The following is a 17,128-nucleotide window of genomic DNA, read 5'->3' as shown; positions in this document are numbered from 1 at the left end:
CCGGTTCCCCTTTCCCGCTGGCGCCTGTGCTGGCCGTGTTACTGGCCGCGGTACTGGCCGCGGTACTGGCCGTGCCGGCACCCGTCACGCGACCGCAGCTGCTGACTGCCGCCTGACTGCCGCTATTCCCCTGCCGAGGCGTGGCTCTCCACACGGATGTTGTGCTTGTGCATGAGCCGGTACAGGGTCACGCGCGACACGTTGAGCTCGCGCGCGGCCGGCACCACGTGAAAACCGTGGCTGGCCATCACGGTGCGGATTGCTTCGCGCTCGGCCTCTTCGCGGATGGCGTCGAGGGTCTTGCGCGGCAGCTCGGCGCCGTTGTGCAGTTGCAGGTCCTCGGCGGTGATCTTGCGGTTGTCGGTCATCACGATGGCGCGGCGCACGCGGTTGATCAGTTCGCGCACATTGCCCGGCCAGGCGTATTGCATCATCGCCTGCGTCGCGCACGCGGAGAACCCGCGGATGCGCCGGTGCGCCTCGTGGCCATGCTCGGCCAGCACCGCATTGGCCAGCAGCAGGATGTCCTCGCCGCGCTCGCGCAGCGCCGGGATCGACAGCGTCAGCACGCACAGTCGGTGGAACAGGTCCGAACGGAAGCGCCCGTCGCCCTGCGCCGCGACCAGGTCCACGTGCGTGGCCGAGATGATGCGCAGGTTGAGCGGGATCGACTGGTGGCCGCCCAGCCGCGTGATCGTGCCCTGCTGCAGGAAGCGCAGCAGGGCCACCTGGCTTTCCAGCGGCAGGTCGCCGATTTCGTCAAGAAACAGCGTGCCGCCCTGGGCCTGCTCGATCCAGCCGACCTTGCGCTGGTTGGCGCCGGTAAACGCGCCCTTTTCATAGCCGAACAGCTCTGACTGCACCAGGTGCGAGGGAATGGCGCCGCAGTTGATGGCAATGAACGGGCCCTTGCGGCGGCTCGAGGCATCGTGGATCGCCTGCGCGGCCAGCTCCTTGCCGGTGCCGGACTCGCCCGAGATGAACACCGGCGCTTCGTTGTGGGCGACCTTAGCGAGCGAGCGAAACATCGCGCGCATCGCCGCGCATTCACCGATCATGGTGCCGCGCGACGCGGTTTCCTGCGGGCGCGTGCCGTGCAGCGACGCCATGCCGCGCGCATGCCGCAGCGTGTACAGCAGCTCGGGCATCGCGAATGGCAGGCGCACGTAGTCGACGCAATAGTCGCGGATCATCCGCCGTACGCGCTCGTTGGCCAGCATCGCATCGGAGGTGATCGCCACCCAGGTGATATGCAGGTACTGCAGCGCCTGTTCCAGCTGCGTGAACTCGGCCTCGCTGTAGTCGGACTGCAGGTCGATCACGCCGGCCGTGGGCGGGCAGGCGCGCACCGCGCGCTCGGCGTCGCGCACCTGCGCGACGCGGCGGATTTCCCATTCCGTGCCGATCACGGACGGGTCGAAACCAAAATCTTCATGACGCGACACGACCACGAGCTGTGCAGTGCGTGACGCCTTGCACAGTCGGTCCATCACGATCTCCCGGACGTTAGGCTTGTTCTTGGTGCCGGCACCCGTGGCCGCGGCAGCGGCGCGCGTCCGTGGCGGACGGTGGGGCTGAACTGGCTGCGGGCATGGGCCCGCGGTCGACGTCGGTGTCACGAGCTGGACAGACTGCGAGTGGACTCGTCAGGCGTGGCGAGGTAATCCGCCCCTGCCTGAAGCTGTTCGCGGATGCGCCGCCGCACGGCCTCCTTCTCGCGCATCAACTCCACGCGAGGCGCCTGCGGCGACTGGCCGGAGTATTGGTAGTAGAGCGTCTTGTAGGTCAGCTGGCTGAGGATCCATTCCTGCAGCAGCGAGCGCTGGCGCGCCAGTTCCCCTTCGAGCAACCGATGGCGACGCAGCAGGTTGGACACCGCCGCACGGGCGCTGTCGCTGAGTTCGCTGTCTTCGGCAAGCAGGGCGTCGATCTCCGCGGTGACAGCGTCGCTCGCGACCCGTTTGGCTGGCACTTCACCCGCGGCCTCCCCCACGGCAGCCCAGGCCGGACGCATAGATCGGATGGATCGGTTACTGGACTCCCTGACAGGCCCGATGACGGGTCGCCGGATCTCTCCTGCGGTCATGATTATCCCCGTTGAACAACATCCCCCGGCACTGCACGTCTACGTTTACCACTTTTCAGTCTTGGAATTTTCTTGCCTGCGTGGCGCGCATGTTGTCCGCACGCTCCCGGATTGTGGACGGCGCCGTCATTGATATTGACGGTCTCTGTCGCGAAAGCGCTGCCGTCCTGGCGCATTGCGCCGACGCGCTTCCCGGCGTGGCTCCGGCACCGTGCCGCATACACCGGAGTCAAGAAGGGGCGCTTGCCGCGCCCCTCTTTGCCACGCCTATAGTTCAGTGCATTTGCGGCGGTTTGTCCAGCCCCGTGTGGGTGACTTACAGCCAATCTCATCCATTGGTATGAGCCCTCGCGCACACACGCGAAAGCGCTGGCAGCGGCACGCCGCAGCGCGCTTCTATGCGCTTCTGCGGGCGCCTACGAACGCGGACATACTACGCAGAAACGGGTACGCTCCGACACCCCACCGCGGCAGGGACATGACCCTGCTGGAGCCCTGAAACGCTGCCGCGGCCTGCACGCAGAATCGGGTACGCTTCACCGGCCTCGCCGCATCGGGCGCGCGCAGAAACGGGTACGCAGCAGCTTCGCGCGGACTGCGCTGCGTGCCATCACGGCAAAAAAAAAGGCGGCCCCTGGGGCCGCTCTGCTGACGAGACTTGTCGTTGCTCCGGCGCGTGCCGTTCAGTGGCCCGGAAGGTAATAGAACTTGAAGATGAACACGGCGGCAATGATCCACACCATCACCGGCACACTGCGTGCGCGACCGGTCAGCAGCTTGAGCGCCGCATAGCTGATAAAGCCGAACGCCACGCCATTGGCGACCGAATAGGTAAATGGCATGCCCAGCGCCGTCATCACCGCGGGCACCACCTCGGTGACGTCGTTCCAGTCGATTTCCAGCAGTTCGCGCAACATCAGGCACGACACATACAGCAGCGCCGGCGCGGTGGCGTAGGCCGGCACCGTTCCCGCCAGCGGCGCAATGAACAGCGCCGCGAGAAACAGCACGGCCACCGTCACGGCGGTCAGGCCGGTACGTCCACCTGCCTGCACGCCCGAGGCGCTTTCGATATACGCGGTGGTGGACGACGTGCCCAGAAACGAGCCCGCCATGATGGCGGTGCTGTCGGCCATCAGCGCCTTGTTGAGCCGGTCCATCTTGCCGGCCTTGAGCAGGCCCGCGCGGTTGGCCACCCCCATCAGCGTGCCGGTCGCATCGAACAGCTCCACCAGGAAGAACACCAGCACCACGTTGATGATGCCGATCGACAAGGCCGCGGTGATATCGAGCTTGAACAGCGTCGGGCTCAGCGACGGCGGCGCGGAAAAGATACCGTGGAAGGTGTTGCCGGCAAAGGCGAAACTCAGCAGCGTGGTGAGCAGGATGCCGATCAGGATGGCACCCTTCACACGCAGGTGGTCCAGCGCCACGATCACGAAGAAGCCGACGATCGCGAGCACCGCCGCAGGCTGGTGCAGGTCACCGATGGTCACCAGCGTGGCCTGGCTCGCGGTGACGATGCCGGCGTTCTTCAGCGCAACGATGGCCAGGAACAGGCCGATGCCCGCAGTGATGGCCACGCGGATCGAATGCGGGATGCCATTGACAATCATTTCGCGCACGCGGAACAGCGTCACCAGCAGGAACAGGCAGCCGGAGATAAAGACCGCGCCCAGCGCCGCTTCCCACGGGAAGCCCATGCCCTTGACCACTGTGTACGCAAAATACGCGTTCAGGCCCATGCCGGGCGCCATCGCGATCGGATAGTTGGCGTAGAAGCCCATGATCAGCGTGCCGATCGCCGCGGCCACGCAGGTGGCAACGAACACCGCGTCCTTCGGCATGCCCGCATCGCCGAGGATGGAGGGATTGACGAAGATGATGTACGCCATCGTCAGGAACGTGGTGATGCCGGCCAGGATCTCGGTACGGACATCGGTATGGTGCTCGCGCAGCCTGAATACCCGCTCGAGCAGCGACGGCGCGGCGTCGGGCGCTGCGGGGGTGGATGTGCCCGGCTTGGAAGTGGGATCCGGCATCGACATGAATGGTCTCCTGGTGTCTTATCGTGTCCGCGGCAACGGCAACCCGTGGGTCAGTACCGGTGGCGGGTGGAGCTGGGCCTGGCGCCGCGCATGGCCGCCCGGGCGGCAAGCGTACTCTGTACCGCGCGGCCCGGCGCCATCACGGCGGGCACGAATAAGCAACATGCAAAAGGCGTGATGATCCCACGACGCGCACGCTGCGAGCCAGTCCCGGGACGGGCGCGGCCAGCAGGGGCATGGGGCCGTCCCCATCTTGACGCTAGCGGCAATCCCCCGTATAAACGCGCCTAGATTCAAGCGACGAGGCAACAGTTCATTCGTTAGCCACCGTCTGGTACTTCGGTTGTCCATGGTGTCCTTTCCTTGAGTTCCCCGTGTCGGATGACGTGTTCGTCATGCGATCTTTTTTGTCCTTTTTCTGGAAAGCAAATCATGCAAACCGGTATCGTCAAGTGGTTCAACGACGCCAAGGGCTTCGGCTTTATCAAGCCGGACGCGGGTGGTGACGACCTCTTCGCCCATTTCTCGGAAATCCGTGCTGACGGCTTCAAGTCGCTGCAGGAAAACCAGCGCGTGCAGTTCGAAGTCAAGAATGGCCCGAAGGGCCTGCAGGCCGCGAACATCACCCCGCTGTAAGCGTTGACCGCCCCGGCGCACCAGGTGTGCGCCGCACAGCGTAAGAACCCCGCCCCTGGCGGGGTTTTTTGTTTTCTGTCGCAGCATCCCGGTGCTGCCTCGGGTTCCCCTTCCACTCCCCCCTTCTTTCCCGTCTTTTCACGCTCCTCGCCCTGTTAAGCCGCCGCGCGTTGCCCCGTCTCGCAGAAACGGGTACGCAATGCTGCAGCGCAGAGCGGCTGGTGCCTGGCCAGCGCACGCAGAAACGGGTACGGCCTGCCCCCTGAGCCTCACGCCTTCTGCCGAATAGCCACGCAGAAACGGGTACGCATTGGCGGCCGCCCCGCCCTGCGCCTCCCTTGGGGCACGCAGAATTGGGTACGCGGCGAAAGATTTTTTTGTCCCGGTATGCGCTTCCCGCCGCCGTCCGCAGCCTGATCTATCCACATCCCATGCCCCGGCCAGCCACCGCAGAAACGGGTACGCCCCGTGTTGCGACGCAGAACCCGGCCGCTGGTGCCTCCCCATGCCCTCAGTTCGCAGAATCGGGTACGGAATCGCGCCGGTTGGCCAGCATCCGCCTTCGCAGAATCGGGTACGCACCACCGACACATCGCCATGGTGCAAGCCACGGATACCCGGACGCCCGTCAAGGGCGTCGCAGAAATGGGTACGCGGCAGCGAAGCCCCGTCTCATCACGTATACGTTAGGTGTGAGTACTAGCTTTCTGTATAGCGTCCGTGTATAATGGAAACTTGGTCAAAGGTCCGCTCGCTTCCAGGGCGAATCTGACGCAGAAACGGGTACGCCCTGCTGGGCCGCTTCATCGTTCAGGTACGCAGAAACAGGTACGCTGGAGAGCGAAACCAGGCGCGAGCTCCCGGGCGCAGAAATGGGTACGCCGCAGAAACAGGTACGCGAACACATCCAGATGCAGGCGATCTGAGGCCGGCGCAGAAACGGGTACGCTTTGGCAGGGGTTTTCGCAGAAATGGGTACGCAGGCTCGGTTCCAGGTGCACGTTGTGCACTGGGGCGCGAACTTGTTTCTGCGTGGATAACCGCCTGGCAGTGCAGTTATCCACCGTTTTTGGGCGGGAACCGGCGCTCCAGCGCGCCTGGCGGCCAAGGATCTCGCAGAATCGGGTACGCTTTGCGGGGTCTTGCCTGTGGAGAAGCCTGTGGGCGATGGCAGTTATCCCCGCAGAATCCGGTTCGCGCTGGCCGCAGATACAGGTTCGGGTGGTCGCAGATACGGGTTCGGCCCGTCGCTGAATCGGGTACGGATCGCCGCAGAATCGGGTTCGCGGGGCGGTGTTTTCCCCTTACGAATCAACGGGGTTGGCTTCACGTATACGGTTTACAAGTAGTTAACCCGTATCGGTATCGTTTACTGGTAGCTGATGGCTGGCGAACCGTGGACAACCCTGCCGGGTTGCCCACCGTCCGCCACCATGCGACGAGCCATTAGATCCTCCCGGCTGGCAAGAACCCCGCGGGCAATGCGGTCGCTTGTGTACCTGTTTCTGCGTGACAAGCTTTGCGGCTTCGAGTACAAAGGCGGGTAATCCGAAGCAAGCCACTATGCCCATCAAACGCTCCCCGGCCGCCACGGGGGATCGAAGCGTCCTCGACCTGGACGCCGAACCCTCCCGCATCATTGTTCCCGGCAACGAGAACAACCTGGTTCCGTCCGAGAAATTCCAGCGCCTGTTTGACGAAGCGCAGGCCATGGAGCGCGAAGACGCCTGGCAAAGCGGCGAGGTCGGCTTCCTCAGCCGCGCCAGCGTCCAGGTCACGCTGCCATATCGCGCACCCAAGGGTGCGCCGCCGGTCTGGACCCGCACCAGCGGCAATATCTCGCTGATGATCCAGCCGGGCTATTTCACGCAGCAACGCTCCGAGCGCGCCGCCAACGGCCGCCAGAAGCTGGTGTCGGAGACGGTGTCGCTGGGATACCCGTATGGCTCCTATCCGCGCCTGATGCTGGCCTGGATCGGCAAGGAGATCATGGCGAAGAAGAAGCGCGGCGAATTCACCGGCACGGTCGAAGACCGGCGTATCTCGCTTGGCAATTCGCTGTCGGAGTTCATGTACAACCTCGGCATCCCGATGGCCACCGGGGGCAAGCGCGGCACCATGACGCTGGTACGCCAGCAGATGATCCGCCTGTTCTCGGCGACCATTGCCATCGTGCAGAACAAGTCGACGCCGAGCCAGAACCAGAATCCCAACCACGAGCCGCTGTCGATCGATCGCGTGGGCTACCTGCTGGCCGACCAGCTGTCGACCTGGTGGGATCCGATGCAGCCCGGCCAGGGCTCGATGTTCGAGAGCTTCGTGGTGCTGTCCGAGCCGTTCTTCAACGAGCTGGTCAACCGTCCGGTGCCGGTGGACATGCGTGCGCTGAAGGCGCTCAAGCAGTCGCCGTTCGCGCTCGACGTGTATTCGTGGCTGACTTACCGGTTCTTTACGATCCAGCGCCGTACCGAGATCCCCTGGGAAGCGCTGCAGATGCAGTTCGGCACGGAGACCGAAAGCGAACGCAAGTTCCGCGCGCTGTTCCGCAAGGCCCTGAAGGACGTGCTGGTGGTCTACCCCGGTGCCAAGGTGGACGCGGATTCGTCCAAGGCGCTGATCCTGCAGCCGTCGCGCACCAGCGTGCGCAAGCTGGGCTGACATCTGCCACGGGCAGACAGGCCCGGACGCAAAAAAGGCAAGCGTGAAACGCTTGCCTTTTTTGTTGCCCGCCGCGAACGCGTCGCGGCGGGTGAGAGCTCAGCCGAGGCTGGATCAGGCCGGCTTGATTGCCGAAGCCTGCAGGCCCTTCGGGCCTTGCTTGACTTCAAACGTCACGCGCTGCCCGTCCTTCAGGGTCTTGAAGCCCGAGCCCTGGATTTCCGAGAAGTGCGCGAACAGGTCTGCACCACCGTCGTCCGGGGTAATGAAGCCAAAGCCCTTGGTCTCGTTGAACCACTTGACCGTACCGGTTGCCATAGGAATTTCCTTTTCGAAGCAAGTTCTTGTACACAACGCAAACAACCGTTCAAGCACGTTGAGTTCTCGTAGATACCGAACGGAAGCCGACGAGGTGACACGACTTGACTCGACTGTAGCGCGCATCATAACCACTTTGGATTACGGTGTCATGTGCGGCGTAATGCGCACTACAGATACTTTAGGCACATTGCGGTCCGATTTTCAAGCAATTTTACCGACTTGCATGATTTCCCCTGTTTTAAGGACAGTCCGGCGCCTGCAGTGTTGAAATACATTTTTTGTTAAATTGGAAAACGGTTGATACGTCACCTGGTTTTGGCTACAGTTGCGCCTTAAGAATCAACCGCGCTTTCAGCGCTGAAAGAGAGGTCGCAGTGCCAGCCAAAATCATTACGGTCTTCAACCAGAAAGGCGGTTGCGGCAAGACGACGGTCAGCATGCACCTTGCCGGCACACTGGGCTTGCGCGGCGCGCGCTCCATGCTGGTCGACATGGACGAGCAAGGGACTGCCACCCGATGGGCGGCGCAAGCCAGCGACGAGCGGCCGTTCCCTGCCTCGGTCATCGGGCTGGCGCCATCCGGCGGGGCCATGCACCGCGAGGTACGCAAATTTGTCCAGGATTACGACTACATCGTCGTGGATTGCCCGCCGGCGGTCCATTCGGCGGCGCCATCCAGCGCATTACTGATTTCCGACCTCGCCATCATTCCCGTCGTGCCGTCGCCGCCGGACCTGTGGGCAGCGGTCGCCGCCAAGACGCTGGCCCAGCACGCGCAAGTACAGAATGAATCGCTGCTGATCCGGGTCATGGCAAATATGGTCCAGCGCCGGGTGTCGATTGCCCGCCAGGCGATTGAAATCCTTGGCGATGATGGCGACGTCCCGCTGTTGAATTCGATGATCGGCTCGCGTTCGGCGTTCCGCGAATGCCAGGCGATCGGCTGCACCGTCCACGGCGTGGCAGGCGCCCGCGAGGCGGTGCAGGAGGTCGACATGATGGTCGATGAAGTGTTGTCTTTGATTGAGCAATAGGCATGGCTACCAAACTAAAAAGCCTGAAGGCCGGCATGCTCGCCGGCATGGCGGCCGAGAAGAGCCGAAACGATACGTTGGACCGCTTCGCACGGGCGGAAGCGGCTATTTCCCAGCATCCCAACGGCCTGCTGCAGGGCAGGGGGGCTGCCGAAACGTCGCCCGGTTTCAGCGCTGAAAGTCTCGACGACGTCGCCGCGGGCCGGCAGCTGATCCGCATTCCGCTGGCGCAGCTGCATGACAATCCGTTGAATGCGCGACGCATCTACGATCCTGCCGTGGTGCAGGAGCGCGCCGCGTCGATCGCCACGCATGGCCAGAAAACCCCGGGCCTGGCGGCGCCGGATCCGGCGCGCCCGGGCCACTACATCCTGATCGACGGCCATTACCGCAAGCGAGCCTTGGCATCCGCCGGCAAGCTCGAAATGGAATGTTTTGTCGAGAACGACCTGAGCGACCTGGATTTCTACCGGTTGTCGTTCATGCTGAACGAGCAGCGCTCGGACCAGTCCGCGCTCGACAATGCCATTGCCTGGCGCCAGCTGCTCGATGAAGGCAAGGTCCAGAAGGAAGAGGAGATCTGCGAGCTGACCGGCATTTCCGCGGGCACGGTGAACAAGACCCTCGCATTGCTGCGACTGCCGGAGTCGGTGCTGGGCGTGATGCGCGAATGCCCGAGCGCAATCGGCATTGCCGCCGGCTACGAGCTGACCCTGTACTTCAAGCTGGCGGGCGAGGAGCGGACCCGCGAGCTGGCGGGGCGCATCATCCACGACGGGCTGTCCAGCCGAGAGGTCGAGGCGATCCGCAAGCAGGCGCAGGAGGGCAAGGCGCGCAAGGTCAAGGAGATCAGCCGCCAGTACAAGATCCGCACTGACAGCGGCCAGTTGCTCGGCACCATCAAGGAATGGGATTCCGGACGCGTGATGCTGGACGTGCAACTGACCGACCGCAGTGCGCGCGAGGCGCTGGTTGAAGCCCTGAAGTCTCGCTTCGGACTCGACAAGACGTTGCTTTGAAACGCTGAAACGGACGTGCCTCCAGGTCTGGCTCCGCGTGACGCGGGCGCCGACATGCCAGGCAGGACAATATGCGGGGCAGTGGCGACACTGCCCCCCATTGTTTTCAGGCCATCAAATCCCGTGGCGAACGTGCCGCGAAGGCCGGATCGCAGTGTTTGCGATAGCGCTCGAGGGTGGTCGCCAGCAAGGCGTGCAGGCCGCGCAACGAATAGCCGCCCAGCGGTTGCGCCGCGCGCTTGCGGCGGGCACGCCCCGTGGGCGGCGCCGTCGCCGGGCCGATCAGGCAGGCGTCTTCCATGCCCGGCGCCTCCCATTGCAGGTGGCGGTCCTGCCAGTGGCGCGCCAGCGCCAGCCGTGTCGCGGGCGCAAGGCCGCTCATTGGGTGGGACGCGTCAACATGCTTGGCGAGGTCGCCCGATTCGACGGCCATGCCGCCGGCAGCCGCAGATGCGGAGAGCGATCGCAATGTTGCCGATGACAGCTGATCCAGATTGAGCCCTTGCTCGCGCAACAGCAGGATGGCGGCGTGCGCGGCGCGGTAGCGCTGCCCGTCGCTGGCCTCGGCTTGCGATGTCAGCCATGACAGGAAGGCGGCAACGTTGTCTTCCGCCAGCGGAGTGCGGGCGGACGGCGTAACCGCGTCCGGCGCCACCGCGTCCGGCGCCATCGCCATGTCGGCCCCGATCTGCGCCGGCCAGCGCGCCGCGCAAGCGTAGCCGTTATCGTGCATCCACCGGAACAACGCTGCCAGCACGCGCAGGCTGTGGCGCTGGCTGGCGGGGCTCAGCGCGCCGGTCAGCGGCCGCCAGGCGGCCTGGTGGCGCGGCGCGCGTGGCCCGCACCAGCGGCTGGCGGGTTCGGGACTGGCGAGGAACCCCAGGTAGGCCTGGCGATCGTCCAGGTCCAGTTGCGACAGCCCCCTGCCGCGCTCCAGCGCCGCCCACAGCAACAGCCGCTCAGCTTCCTTGCGATACGCGGCAAAGGTGCTGCCCTGGCCGTCGGTGGTATCGCGCAGCCACGCCTTGACCACGGTTACGCCGTGGCTGTACGGACAGGAGTCGGCGGGCCCGGCAACTGCCGCGGGCGACTCGCTCAGCCACTCCAGCGGCAACGGCTGGCGCAGCGCCGGACCCAGCGCCGCCGGTTGCAGCGGCGCGCGGTTGCCGACGTGCGCGTGCAGCAGCGGCGCGCCATCCGTGCCCTTGAAGACCGAGCGATGCTCGCCGAGCCAGCGGTTGATGGCGGTGCCGGCGAGTGCGCCAATGCGCGGCACGGCTCGCCACCAGGCGGTACCACGCTGATTGGCCAGATCTAAAAGAGCTTTAAGCGTCACAATATTGGCATTCCGCAGACGCCGCGCCAAGGCCGGAGCAAACCACAGCTCCACACTGTGCTGGGCCTGCGGAGCCGCCGTGCCCAATCTTTCCAGTTCGCCGAGCGCATCCACCCGACGATCCATCCCGCGGTTCGAGCGCCCGGGGCCGGCCAGCAGCAGTTCGGCCAGGTCCGCACGCCCGTGCAGGTGCGCAAGCTGCACCATGCGGTCGCGCAAGGCCAGCAGGATGCGCAGCGCCGACTCGGCGCCGGCGTCATCGTCGTCCGTTTCGTCGGCGAGATAGCGGGGGACCACCATCGCGGCCGGCATGCCCTGGACATAGGCCCGCACGGCGGCGAACTCGCTTCGGGTCAGGCTGACAGTGGGCGCGGAAGGAATCATGGGCAGCTTGCGCAGTATCGCTAACTTATTGATTTATAAGGCACCTGGGCGGAGGCAGAAATCGTCCGACCCGAAATGCATAGCAAAATGCAATGCCGATAATTCTATGCGCGATGGCGCAGGATGCACAGGTCCGCGGGCGAGGTTTCGTCCATATGCTGCAATCAGCCGGCATCAGACCCGGGCGAGCGGCGGCGCAAAGCGCCAGTTGGGGATTACCCGCTGCAGCGCACCATCACCTTGCATTCGCCCGGTGTGTTTCATATGCTGCAGCTCAGGAGTTATAAATACTTAGATCAGACTTCAGCCGAATCTAAGGCTCTTGCAACAGAAGCGTTTCACACGCACACCGGGGCGATCCGGTATCTCCAGGGGAAAGGACGACCTGCAGCCAGACGGGAAGGCTGTACGGCGTGCCCGGAGCACTGGCGGATCGTAGGGAGGTGCAACCGCAGGATAGCGGGGCACGTCCGACAAGCAAGCACGGATTTTCGCGGGGTCCGCGCTTGCCGCAATAATAAGAGAGCGGCCATGGCCACCATCCTCTTGATCGAGCCTCACCCCCTCCTGCGCCTGGGTCTGCGCCACCTGCTGGCCCAAGCACACCTCGACGGCGACCTGCTGGACATCGACCCGCTGGCGCCCATCGATTCCGACCTGTGGCTCAACGATGCCGACCTGATGGTCTACGGCCTGCCGGCCGACCAGGCCAGCGGCTGGTCCATGCTGGAGCAGCTGTGCCAGCGGCTGCGGCCACAGCGGGTGCTGGTCCTCAGCGAGCAGGCGATGCCGGCGCTGCCCGAGGCCGGACTGCCGGAGCCGGTGCGCGGTTGCGTGCCCAAGCATTGCAGCGCCGACGCGCTGGATGCGGCGGTGCGGCTGGTGCTGGCCGGCGGCGAATGCTTCCCGGCGTCGAGCCAGCCGCTGCCGGGCCGGCAGGCCGGCACGGACGCTGCCGCGGCACGCCTCGCGCCGGTGGTTCCGGGGGATGCCCGGGTGGTGACGCTGCGCCCCGGCGTGGACAATGCCGGCCACGACAGCGCGGCGCCGGTGGCGCAACGCCAGTTCGCCGCGCACGCCACCGCGTACGAAACGCCATCGGCCGGCGCGCACCTGCTCAACATCACCGAGCGCCAGTACGAAGTGCTGGCATTGCTGGCGCGCGGCTATCCGATCAAGACCGTCAGCCGCATGCTGAATATCTCGATCGCCACCGCCAAGACGCATGCCTGCACCCTGTATCAGCGCCTGCATGTGCGCAACAAGGGCGAAGCGGTCTACGTGGCGCTGCAAAGGGGTGCCACGCTCAACTGGGCTGGCCCGGACCAGGCTCATGCGCCGGCGCGTATGCCGGCGCCGGTAGGCCATGCGGCTTGAGCCGGTGGCGCGCGCCGGCGCTGCTGGCCGCGCGCTCCCGCGCACCTCATCCTTCTGCCGCGCGATGCTCCGCCAAAAGCATGAAGCAGGGGTGGCGGCGGCTTGCTACCTTCTGAGGGAAGACATCCGCACAGACCGACGCCGGCGGTTGGCGCTGGTGCGATGCCTTCCCCGCCGGGCCGCCCGCGGCCCGGCTCCGACCGGGCTGCCGCTGCCATGGCCGCCCGGGTTGCCGCCGGACCGAGTCAATGCCGACCTACCTGATCGCCAGCAATGAAATGATGTGCCGGGGGCTGGCACGACGCCTGCACGCGCTCGACCTGCCCAAGCCGATCAACTGTCGCACGACGCAATGGCTGCAGGCCCCGGCGCATGCCCCGTCATCGGCTGCGCCAGGCCACACGCCCGCGCACGCCGCCGCGCAGCTGCCGCCGGATCCCGCTGATATTGCCGTGATCGATTGCAGCGGACTCGAAGGCGACCCCCGCGCATGGCTGGACCAGCTGCACGCGCGCCTGGCGCCGCGGCGCTGGCTGGTGTTGTCGGATCGCCTTGATCCCGCGCTGGTCCTGCATGCCGCGCTGCTCGGCGCCAGCGGCTGCCTTGCGTTGCCAGCGGCGATGGACCTGGTGTGCGCGGCCACCGCGCTGGTGTGGGCCGGCGGCCAGTGTTTCCCGCGCATGGCGCTGTCGCTGGGCGGCGCGCGTGCGCCTGCGCCCTCCCTCCTTTGTGCGACCCCTCCTACAACCACCGGATGAGGGCGCAATATTGCTGATGGCCTATGCTTGATTCGCCCGGAGGCAGAAGCTGGCCCTCATTTGCAGGCTGGCCGTCCCGGGAAGAAGGGGGTCGTATGGAGGCCGGACTGGAGTTCCTCGTCGTGCGCGGCTTTGCGGTGCGCGAGGGTCGGGGAAAGTGGGCGTGCTGCTTCGAGATCAGGCTCGCCGCCCATCGTGAGGAAGCTTGCGGCGCGGATGGCGCTGCCGGCAGCGAAGAGCCGCTGCTGTACCGGGGAGAACTGCACGGGCGCCAGTTCGATTGCGAGCTGGCCGCCGCCGATGCCGCGCGCGCGGCCGGCGAGCGCGAAGCCTTGCTGCGCGTGGAAAGCCTCAAGGCGCTGATCATCGCGCAGCATCGGCATCGCGTGCCGCCGTCACTGGTGACCTGAACCTGCAGGCACGCGCAGCTGTTGTGCAGCGGCACCCGGCGCGAGCGCCGGGTGCCGCTGTGCGTTTGTGCAGGTCGCATCGGTTGGCCGCATCAGTGGGGCCGCACTGATGGGCCGCATTGTTCGGGCCGCATGGTGTCAGCCGCATGATCTCGCCGTTGCTGCCGCCATCTCGGCCATGCTTTCCCGGCCGGCAAAAAAAGAAGCCCGCCGACCGGGGGACCATGCGGGCTTTGAAAACGCTGCCCCGGTGATGCAAGGGCAGCGATCCCGATTGAACATATCGAATTGCGCAAAGACTCTCTATCCACCAGACGGCCAATGCAGTCATGCACTCTCAACCTGTCTGCACCCTGACCGACGCGGGCCGGGCCGCGCTGCGCGCGTGTGCGGCGCTGGACCAAGCGGCCGATGCCGGCGCGCGCGACGCGGTGGTACGCTGCGCCACCAGACCCTGACGCTTACCACTTGCGCCTGCCCATGAGCCATTGGCATCTCGTTTCGTTGTTCGGCGAATCCGCGTACCTGCTGCCTTGCGCCGTGTTCCTGGCGTTGTGGCTGTACTGGCGCGGCGCGCCCGGCAGCGCGCGCCACTGGGTGCTGGCCTTCGCCGCGGCCGCGCTGCTGGTGCTGGCGTCCAAGCTCGCGTTCATGGGCTGGGGCATCGGCAGTGCGGCGTTGAACTTCACCGGTTTTTCCGGCCACGCGATGATGGCGGCGTCGGTGCTGCCGGTGCTGCTCTACATGGCGGTGCCGGTCGCGTGGCGGCGCCTGGGCTGGCTGGCGGCGAGCGCGGGCGTGGCCCTGGCGTTGCTGGTGGGGGTGTCGCGGCTGGCGCTGCACGCGCACTCGGTGTCGGAAGTGGCGGGCGGCCTGGGCGTGGGCCTGTGCGTGAGCCTGCCGTTCATCCTGCGGCGCACCACGCCGCACGGTCCGCTGGCGATGGTGTTGGCGAGCGTGGTGCTGGCCACCGCGCTGGTGATGCCGATGACCGGCACGGTGGGCGCCTCGCACGGGCTGATCCAGCAGCTTGCCATGCTGCTCTCCGGCCGCGACCGCCCCTTCGAGCGCGGCGAATGGGCCATGCACGGGCGCGCGCCCGGGTACGCGACGGTGCACGCCGCGGTGCGCACCAGACCCTGCTGAGCGCGGCCGCCAGCGCCGGGTTCCGCGCCACGACCTGTGTGCGCCCGCCAACAGACACCGGCGGGCGGCTCGGCAACCATCGCTGCATCGTGCATGCATTCGCGGTGGGCAGCCATGGCATCCAGTTCGACCTTTGCGGCAGAGCGCCACACGGCGCTGCACTTGTTGTACCGGCTGGCCGATGCGGTGCTGGTCGGCGCCTGTGCGGTGATGATCGGTGCGCTGTACTTTCCGGAGGGCATCCGCGGCGCCGCGCCGGTGCACGGCTTTCTTGCCGCGCTGTGTTCGATCGGGGTGCTCGCGGTGTTTCCCGCCTTCGGCATCTATGAATCGTGGCGCGGCCGCAGCCGTGCGGCGCTGGTGCTGCGCCTGCTGGCCGCGTGGACCACGGTCTTCATCGTCGGGCTGATGACGGCGTTCCTGATGCACCAGATCGCCGCGGTGTCGCGGGTCTGGTCGCTGGGCTGGTTCGGTTCCAGCCTGCTGGCGCTGGCGGGGGTGCGCGCCGTCATGTTCCGCATGCTGGGCAATGTGCGCGAGCAGGGCATCAACGCCAAGCGCGTGGTGATCTTCGGCTACGGGCCGCTGGGGCGCGAGATGTACCTGCGCGTGGACCAGATCCGCGCCGCGGGCTACCGCGTGGTCGGCATCTACCATGAGGAGCCGATCTCGGTGCCCGACGGCGTGGTTTCGCTGCGCACCATGGAAGAGGTCAACCTGTTCGTGCGCAGCCAGGCCGTCAGGGAGATCTGGCTGACGCTGCCTATGGTGGCGTGCCGCGACCTGTACGACGTGGTGCGGCAGTTCCGCAACGAGCTGATCGACATCCGCTGGATTCCCGACGTGATGTCGGTGGAGCTGCTGGGCCACCGCTTCAGCGAGTTCCTCGGCCTGCCCGTGATCGACCTGAACAGCCCGCCGGTATCGGGCATCACCGGCCTGCTCAAGGCCAGCTTCGACCGCGCCTTCGCGCTGGCCGCGCTGGTCGGACTGGCGCCGCTGCTGCTGGTGGTGGCGGTGCTGGTGAAGCTGTCGTCGCCCGGGCCGGTGCTGTTCCGGCAGCGGCGACTGGGCATGGACGGCCGCCCCTTCGATGTCTTCAAGTTCCGCACCATGCGCCAGCACGCCGACGTGGGCGTGACGCAGGCGGTGCGCGGCGATGCGCGCGTGACGCGGATCGGCGCCTTCCTGCGCCGCACCAGCCTGGACGAATTGCCGCAGTTCTTCAATGTGCTGCGCGGCGAGATGTCGGTGGTGGGCCCGCGCCCCCATGCGATGGAGCACAACGAGCTCTACAAGGAGCTGATCGACCGCTACATGCTGCGGCACCGGGTCAAGCCGGGCATCACCGGCTGGGCCCAGATCAACGGCCTGCGCGGCCAGACCGATACCGTCGAGAAGATGCGCCGGCGTATCGAGTTCGACATCTACTACATCCAGCACTGGTCGTTCCAGCTCGACCTGCAGATCATCCTGCGCACCGCGCTGCACGGCTGGACCGGCGCCAGTGCGTATTGAGGCGCAGCTGCGGCGGTACCCGGGGGCGCACGGATTGGTGCGCAAACGTACCGAAGCCGCAGCTGGTTAAGCGTGCAATAGGCCGCACTCATAAAAACCGGAGGTGTTCCATGAAAGCAACCATCCGCAGCATCCTGGGCGAAGTTGCCCGGCTCGATGTGCCGCTCGCCGACCTCGCAGACAGCGATGACCTGTATGCCGCCGGCCTGTCGTCGCTGGCCACCGTGCATGTGATGCTCGCGCTCGAGAACGCTTTCGACATCGAGATCCCGGACCAGATGCTGACGCGCCAGCTGTTCCGCAGCGTCGATTCCCTGGCGGCCGCGGTCGAGCAGATCCGGCAGCAACAGGAGGCGGCATGACCCCCGTGGCCAGGGCGGCACTGGCGCCATCAGGC

Annotated in this window: 15 protein-coding genes; 10 read left to right on the top strand and 5 right to left on the bottom strand. The window is 66.0% G+C overall.

Going from position 1 to position 17,128, the window contains the following annotated elements; all coding sequences use genetic code 11:
* Positions 1-122 precede the first annotated feature (122 nt).
* From FHX60_RS23240 to FHX60_RS23230, 3 genes are all read right to left on the bottom strand, one after another.
* Positions 123-1,490, bottom strand: coding sequence for a sigma-54 dependent transcriptional regulator (locus tag FHX60_RS23240; RefSeq protein ID WP_183284753.1), 1,368 nt, complete (start codon positions 1,488-1,490; stop codon positions 123-125).
* Positions 1,491-1,615: 125 nt separating this feature from the next.
* Positions 1,616-2,086, bottom strand: a complete 471-nt coding sequence (locus tag FHX60_RS23235) for a hypothetical protein (protein WP_112776227.1) — start codon at positions 2,084-2,086, stop codon at positions 1,616-1,618.
* Between the two features lie 683 nt (positions 2,087-2,769).
* Positions 2,770-4,134: an NCS2 family permease gene (locus tag FHX60_RS23230; protein WP_183284752.1), complete on the bottom strand. Its 1,365-nt coding sequence runs from the start codon at positions 4,132-4,134 to the stop codon at positions 2,770-2,772.
* A gap of 432 nt (positions 4,135-4,566) precedes the next feature.
* On the opposite strand from FHX60_RS23230, the gene FHX60_RS23225 reads away from it, so the two are divergent.
* A complete protein-coding gene (locus FHX60_RS23225; RefSeq protein ID WP_010811149.1) occupies positions 4,567-4,770 on the top strand; it encodes a cold-shock protein in 204 nt (67 codons plus the stop codon).
* Between the two features lie 1,563 nt (positions 4,771-6,333).
* Positions 6,334-7,428: a replication protein RepA gene (locus FHX60_RS23220; RefSeq protein WP_012354866.1), complete on the top strand. Its 1,095-nt coding sequence runs from the start codon at positions 6,334-6,336 to the stop codon at positions 7,426-7,428.
* 114 nt (positions 7,429-7,542) lie between these two features.
* Here the strand turns inward: FHX60_RS23220 and FHX60_RS23215 are convergent, their stop codons facing one another.
* Positions 7,543-7,746, bottom strand: a complete 204-nt coding sequence (locus FHX60_RS23215; RefSeq protein ID WP_006159056.1) for a cold-shock protein — start codon at positions 7,744-7,746, stop codon at positions 7,543-7,545.
* 377 nt (positions 7,747-8,123) lie between these two features.
* On the opposite strand from FHX60_RS23215, the gene FHX60_RS23210 reads away from it, so the two are divergent.
* On the top strand, positions 8,124-8,783 hold the full coding sequence (locus FHX60_RS23210) for an AAA family ATPase (RefSeq protein WP_012354867.1): 660 nt from the start codon (positions 8,124-8,126) through the stop codon (positions 8,781-8,783).
* 2 nt (positions 8,784-8,785) lie between these two features.
* Positions 8,786-9,802 carry a ParB/RepB/Spo0J family partition protein gene (locus FHX60_RS23205; protein ID WP_092314918.1) on the top strand — a complete coding sequence of 339 codons (1,017 nt, stop codon included), beginning with the start codon at positions 8,786-8,788 and terminating at the stop codon, positions 9,800-9,802.
* A gap of 106 nt (positions 9,803-9,908) precedes the next feature.
* On the opposite strand, the gene FHX60_RS23200 is transcribed toward FHX60_RS23205, so the two are convergent.
* Complete coding sequence (locus FHX60_RS23200) at positions 9,909-11,522, bottom strand: phage integrase family protein (protein ID WP_183284751.1); 1,614 nt, start codon at positions 11,520-11,522, stop codon at positions 9,909-9,911.
* A gap of 531 nt (positions 11,523-12,053) precedes the next feature.
* On the opposite strand from FHX60_RS23200, the gene FHX60_RS23195 reads away from it, so the two are divergent.
* The 6 genes from FHX60_RS23195 (at position 12,054) to FHX60_RS23170 (ending at position 17,093) form a co-directional block, all read left to right on the top strand.
* Positions 12,054-12,899, top strand: coding sequence for a helix-turn-helix transcriptional regulator (locus FHX60_RS23195; RefSeq protein ID WP_183284750.1), 846 nt, complete (start codon positions 12,054-12,056; stop codon positions 12,897-12,899).
* 248 nt (positions 12,900-13,147) lie between these two features.
* Positions 13,148-13,657 carry a helix-turn-helix domain-containing protein gene (locus FHX60_RS23190; protein ID WP_112776232.1) on the top strand — a complete coding sequence of 170 codons (510 nt, stop codon included), beginning with the start codon at positions 13,148-13,150 and terminating at the stop codon, positions 13,655-13,657.
* Between the two features lie 95 nt (positions 13,658-13,752).
* Positions 13,753-14,067 carry a hypothetical protein gene (locus tag FHX60_RS23185; RefSeq protein ID WP_092314910.1) on the top strand — a complete coding sequence of 105 codons (315 nt, stop codon included), beginning with the start codon at positions 13,753-13,755 and terminating at the stop codon, positions 14,065-14,067.
* 480 nt (positions 14,068-14,547) lie between these two features.
* The gene (locus FHX60_RS23180) at positions 14,548-15,213 is read left to right on the top strand and encodes a phosphatase PAP2 family protein (RefSeq protein WP_183284749.1); all 666 of its coding nucleotides are present in this window, start codon (positions 14,548-14,550) and stop codon (positions 15,211-15,213) included.
* A gap of 114 nt (positions 15,214-15,327) precedes the next feature.
* A complete protein-coding gene (locus FHX60_RS23175; RefSeq protein ID WP_092314906.1) occupies positions 15,328-16,731 on the top strand; it encodes an undecaprenyl-phosphate glucose phosphotransferase in 1,404 nt (467 codons plus the stop codon).
* 110 nt (positions 16,732-16,841) lie between these two features.
* Complete coding sequence (locus tag FHX60_RS23170; RefSeq protein ID WP_092314904.1) at positions 16,842-17,093, top strand: acyl carrier protein; 252 nt, start codon at positions 16,842-16,844, stop codon at positions 17,091-17,093.
* Positions 17,094-17,128: the final 35 nt, after the last annotated feature.

Origin of the sequence: Cupriavidus alkaliphilus, from assembly GCF_014191175.1 — a bacterium.
Taxonomy (GTDB): domain Bacteria; phylum Pseudomonadota; class Gammaproteobacteria; order Burkholderiales; family Burkholderiaceae; genus Cupriavidus; species Cupriavidus alkaliphilus.
The sequence above is the reverse complement of the archived record's forward strand: the minus strand, read 5'-3'. Positions and strand labels throughout refer to the sequence as shown.

Excerpts from the sequence above, each read along its gene's own strand:
- FHX60_RS23205 (WP_092314918.1), top strand. The coding sequence starts at position 8,786 with ATGGCTACCAAACTAAAAAGCCTGAAGGCCGGCATGCTCGCCGGCATG.
- FHX60_RS23230 (WP_183284752.1), bottom strand. The coding sequence starts at position 4,134 with ATGTCGATGCCGGATCCCACTTCCAAGCCGGGCACATCCACCCCCGCA.
- FHX60_RS23170 (WP_092314904.1), top strand. The coding sequence starts at position 16,842 with ATGAAAGCAACCATCCGCAGCATCCTGGGCGAAGTTGCCCGGCTCGAT.
- FHX60_RS23240 (WP_183284753.1), bottom strand. The coding sequence starts at position 1,490 with ATGGACCGACTGTGCAAGGCGTCACGCACTGCACAGCTCGTGGTCGTG.
- FHX60_RS23200 (WP_183284751.1), bottom strand. The coding sequence starts at position 11,522 with ATGATTCCTTCCGCGCCCACTGTCAGCCTGACCCGAAGCGAGTTCGCC.
- FHX60_RS23220 (WP_012354866.1), top strand. The coding sequence starts at position 6,334 with ATGCCCATCAAACGCTCCCCGGCCGCCACGGGGGATCGAAGCGTCCTC.
- FHX60_RS23235 (WP_112776227.1), bottom strand. The coding sequence starts at position 2,086 with ATGACCGCAGGAGAGATCCGGCGACCCGTCATCGGGCCTGTCAGGGAG.
- FHX60_RS23185 (WP_092314910.1), top strand. The coding sequence starts at position 13,753 with ATGGAGGCCGGACTGGAGTTCCTCGTCGTGCGCGGCTTTGCGGTGCGC.
- FHX60_RS23225 (WP_010811149.1), top strand. The coding sequence starts at position 4,567 with ATGCAAACCGGTATCGTCAAGTGGTTCAACGACGCCAAGGGCTTCGGC.
- FHX60_RS23180 (WP_183284749.1), top strand. The coding sequence starts at position 14,548 with ATGAGCCATTGGCATCTCGTTTCGTTGTTCGGCGAATCCGCGTACCTG.
- FHX60_RS23195 (WP_183284750.1), top strand. The coding sequence starts at position 12,054 with ATGGCCACCATCCTCTTGATCGAGCCTCACCCCCTCCTGCGCCTGGGT.
- FHX60_RS23215 (WP_006159056.1), bottom strand. The coding sequence starts at position 7,746 with ATGGCAACCGGTACGGTCAAGTGGTTCAACGAGACCAAGGGCTTTGGC.
- FHX60_RS23190 (WP_112776232.1), top strand. The coding sequence starts at position 13,148 with ATGCCGACCTACCTGATCGCCAGCAATGAAATGATGTGCCGGGGGCTG.
- FHX60_RS23175 (WP_092314906.1), top strand. The coding sequence starts at position 15,328 with ATGGCATCCAGTTCGACCTTTGCGGCAGAGCGCCACACGGCGCTGCAC.